The 4,512-nt window shown below is 36.1% G+C and carries 4 protein-coding genes; all 4 read left to right on the top strand.

Annotated features, from left to right (window positions below):
• A partial coding sequence (locus LG372_RS09585; RefSeq protein ID WP_225742702.1) for an LXG domain-containing protein occupies positions 1 to 1,567 on the top strand: 1,567 nt, incomplete at its 5' end.
• 1 nt (position 1,568) lies between these two features.
• A complete protein-coding gene (locus tag LG372_RS09580; RefSeq protein WP_225742701.1) occupies positions 1,569 to 2,201 on the top strand; it encodes a hypothetical protein in 633 nt (210 codons plus the stop codon).
• 39 nt (positions 2,202 to 2,240) lie between these two features.
• Positions 2,241 to 2,738: a hypothetical protein gene (locus LG372_RS09575; RefSeq protein WP_225742700.1), complete on the top strand. Its 498-nt coding sequence runs from the start codon at positions 2,241 to 2,243 to the stop codon at positions 2,736 to 2,738.
• A 136-nt stretch (positions 2,739 to 2,874) separates the two neighbouring features.
• On the top strand, positions 2,875 to 4,512 hold a 1,638-nt coding region (locus tag LG372_RS09570), incomplete at its 3' end, for an LXG domain-containing protein (RefSeq protein WP_225742699.1).

Raw genomic sequence — 4,512 nt, 5'->3', positions numbered from 1 at the left:
CACAGACCGTTTATCCAGCGGATGTGACCACCTGATTTCCTCTTTAGACTCAGGTGAGTTGACAGGAGCAGCCTACACAGCTGGTAAAGGTCTCTTTATAGAGATTATCATCCCCAGCATCAAAAAGCTCCAAGCAGCGATAGATGATATCCAACTAGAGTTGAGCTCCTACAAAGATGCGGATGCTCAGGTCTCTGGATATGGTGATTTGGACCTAGACCAGCTTAAGGAATTGAAAAAGCTGAGAGAAGAGCAGTTAGCTATCGTAGAAGCTCAGATTCAAGTGAGGGAGAACTGGCTAAATCAAATCACAGACCTCTTTAGTCTCAATTGGGGGAAAGCCTTCTCTGAGAAGACCATCCTCTACAATACCAAGTTTCAAATCGAGTCGGGTATTCAGGATTTGGATGATAAGATTGAAAAACTAGAATTTTTTGTCTCACAGGTTTCCCAGTATTTCAGTGATAGCCTAGAAGTCCTTAGCTTAGCTATCAAAGGAGCCACGCAACTAAGTAAAATCATTGTTGATAGCGATGGAAACTACTATGCGGACGGTATGGACATGAGCTGGGTACAGAAAATGAAGGATGTGAAGATTGAAAATCAAAAAATTGAGCCATCCATACCAATAAGTAAAAAACAAAAATCTATTCAGACACTCCAACAGCAATATGGATTTAGTCAAACTGAATCAGAAATATTACTGAGATTATATGTTAGTATGGAAAGGAAATATGGGACTAAGAAAGCAAATGTAGAATTCTTTAAGATAGTTGCTTCATACTCTTATGGTGATAAATCTTATGGTGCTTGGCAAATTGTCGCTGGACTATATAGTCCAAATGGGGTGAATGGTATAATAGTTGGCATAAATGACAAACTGAAATACATACTGAAAAAATATGGATTAGAAGATTATGAGATTGATACGATTCAGAAGGCTATCCAGAATCAGCATAATTTTACGAGATTGGAAAAGATTGAAGAGGGGGATACAAATGATGAGATAAAAGGGAAACTGAATTTGGCTTCTGAGAAAGCATATGGTCAAGGAAATTATAATAAATTAGACGAGAAGCAGAAAGCAAGAGTAAGGGAATTGCTATCTCAATTTGGAGGGACAATAGATTATTCTCATATGGCTGCCACAATTTCTGCACATTATACAGATAATCATGGAATAGAAAATGAGGATGATTTAGCAGGTTGGCAAGGAGATGTAGTTGGTGCTATGGGAATTTCTCCTAGTCTTGGCAATGATGATTATCGTTCAGATTTAGATGCTGTTAATATTTACCACGAAATAAAGAACGGAGATAGTGTAGTTGATGTTACAAACTCATACTACGATAATGTTGAAAAAACATCTGGCTATAGAGCTTATGAATTTGTTCAAAATATTGGAGAAGGTGATTACACGAAAGGAATGAAGAAATTAGAAGAAACATATAAATTATATGTCTCTTCTCATTCTAGTGAAAAATCATCAACTTTTGAAGAATTCATGAATGCTATCCAACATTTCAAAAAAGATTTAGATGAACCCAATCCCTCTATCGGAGAGTAAAATGTTAAAAAGAATAAGAAACTATTATAAAAACAAACCAACTCAAGCTGTCTTAATGCTCATAGTTCTTATTTGGTCAATATATGATATTAGTGCGACCAGTTTGGCAAGTAACTCAGCATTAACTAAGGAATTCATGCATAGTCGGTATGTTATGGTTTGGCCAATGGTAGATAAGAAAGTGAAATTATACCACTATGCGGAAGAATGGACTAGTGACGTTTTAGTTGGAATTATGCATTTGGACTATGGAAATATTAGAATAACTAGTTTTCCTAAAAAATGGGAGAGTGAGGCTGAAATATACTATACTCTGTCTGAAGATGAGTATGCTGATAGAGTATATTTTTTCTTAGACGAGCCAATTTCTAAAGCCTATATCAGCAGTTTAGAACAAAATTATTATTTGGTTTCAAAGAATGAAGTCACCATTAAAGAGGAAATAGGTAAAACGATTGAACAGTTAGGTCAAGAAGTGGGGAATGCAAGGAAAAACTTCTTATCGACTCTTGGAAAGATGAAAAACCTTCGTTTGGTCTATTTGATTCTTCGTATGATAGTATTGTTGCAGTGTATCAGGTGGTCGGGTCAGCGTAGAAAAAGGAAAGAGGACGAAATTTTGCAGAATAGATAGAGCTCCAGAAAGGTATGACGACTATAAGGAGAGTTACAAATGAGCATGACGAAAAAATCGAATTGGAATTTAGGTTGTAGTTTAGTACTTGTTGTAGGTTTGGCGGCTATTTTTTTCTTTAATCTATGGGCACAAAATCTTGGTAAGTATACTCTGCAACCAGGTCAAAGTGTTGAATTGAAAGTTTTTTCTAAAACAGAGCAGCGGGAGTATAATTCGGAATTGATTTTTTTAAAAAAAGATGAGGCTAAATTAAAATTATCTGGCCGAAAAGGATGGGGGATGAAAGGAAGTAACACGGTTTATAATGTTGAGAAGCAGTCAATAACTGAGATTATTATCTCTAAAGATGGAACAGAGCACAGAGACTTACCAAATGATAAGAGTAAAAGTATCTATTTAGAAAGTGATGGAATAGTGGTTCAAGGGGGAATAAAGGAAGTATTTGGGGTGACGGAAGAAGCCCCCTACACTATCACCATCACCAATGTAGACGACAAACCAGCACGCTTTGAAGCTCAAGTGGTGAATAGGTAGATTTAGGAACCATAAACTATGCCTCTGCCGTTGCAATTGTTTGGTGATGGAGGTTTATTTTGACTTTTGATGGCTATCTGGTTGTTACTTTCGATGAAGCTAGAGAAGAACTGATATCAGAAAGGAATCGGCTACCATGGGAGTAAAATACAGCGCACAAGAATCACAAGAATTGATTCAGGCCATGACTAACAATCTCCAGGTCGCAAATGAAGTCACAGACCGCTTATCTAGTGGATGTGATCACCTGATTTCCTCTTTAGACTCAGGTGAGTTGACAGGAGCAGCCTATACAGCTGGTAAAGATCTCTTTATAGAGATTATCATCCCCAGCATCAAAAAGCTCCAAGCAGCGATAGATGATATCCAACTAGAGTTGACCTCCTACAAAGATGCGGATGCTCAGGTCTCTGGATATGGAGATTTGGACCTAGACCAGCTTAAGGAATTGAAAAAGCTGAGAGAAGAGCAGTTAGCTATCGTAGAAGCTCAGATTCAAGCGAGGGAGAATTGGCTTAATCAAATCACGGACCTCTTTAGTCTCAATTGGGGGAAAGCCTTCTCTGAGAAGACCATCCTCTACAATACCAAGTTTCAAATCGAGTCGGGTATTCAGGATTTGGAAGACAAGATTGAAAAACTAGAATTTTTTGTCTCACAGGTTTCCCAGTATTTCAGTGATAGCCTAGAAGTCCTTAGCTTAGCTATCAAAGGAGCCACGCAACTGAGTAAAATCATTGTCGATAGCGATGGAAACTACTATGCGGACGGTATGGACATGAGCTGGGTACAGAAAATGAAGGATGTGAAGATTGAAAATCATGAGTTAAAAACAATTGATAAGAATTTATATTCATCAGAAGTACAATTTGTAAATACACTACAAAATGCTTATGGCTTTAGTGAAATTGAATCCAAAATAATATATAAGTTATATGACAAACTAAAAAATAAATTTGGAGTAGAAAAAGCCAACATAGAATTTATTCGGTTAATGGCTGAAATCTCCTATTCAGGAACTTCATGGTATTATACTGCAGGATTACCATTACAAAATGCAGAAAAACACTTTGTAAAAGAGATGAATAACCTTGGTTTTAAAGATCCTAAAATTGATTTAATAAAAAAAGCGTTAGTGAATCAACATAAGTATTCAGGATTAGCTGCAATAAAGGAAAGTGATTCAAAAGAAATTGTTGAAAAAAAACTAAACATAGCAGCAGATGCAATATTTGGTATAAGTAGTTTTAACGAATTAAATACTCATCAAAAAGAACAGCTGAAAGAAATGTTAGATAGATTTGGTGGTAAAGCTGATTATACTCATCAAAATGCTGTTATTTCCACTTATTTTAATGAATCTCCGATGGAAGAAGTGGCAGATACTATATTCGGAATATTAAATGAGAGAGCAGGTTATCTGGGTGATGTGGCAGGTGCTAACGGAGCTCCTCCAAGTATGGGAAATGACGATTATAAAGCTGATCTTGATGCAGTGAATATTTATTATAGAATAAAAAACAGCAGAGATTACGTTGGAACTGTAAGTGAATATTATGATGAGGTAGAGTCGAAGACTATATCAAGAGCACGCGAATTTGTTGTTAATATAGGGAATGGGAATTATGATGAAGGAATTTTACATTTACAAGATAAGTGGTTAACACTTGAGTCAAAAATTAAAGAAAATCCAGAAGTATATGAAAATTGGAGAAGAGATCCGATGTATACTTTTAATCGTTTCTTATTAAGTATTATCCATGATAAAAATGAT

The sequence above is a fragment of the Streptococcus sp. Marseille-Q5112 genome (assembly GCF_916700555.1).
In the GTDB taxonomy this organism is placed as follows: domain Bacteria; phylum Bacillota; class Bacilli; order Lactobacillales; family Streptococcaceae; genus Streptococcus; species Streptococcus symci.
The sequence above is the reverse complement of the archived record's forward strand: the minus strand, read 5'-3'. Positions and strand labels throughout refer to the sequence as shown.

What these genes read in the sequence shown, in the direction of transcription:
- LG372_RS09580 (WP_225742701.1), top strand. Translation starts at nt 1,569, where the DNA reads ATGTTAAAAAGAATAAGAAACTATTATAAAAACAAACCAACTCAAGCT.
- LG372_RS09575 (WP_225742700.1), top strand. Translation starts at nt 2,241, where the DNA reads ATGAGCATGACGAAAAAATCGAATTGGAATTTAGGTTGTAGTTTAGTA.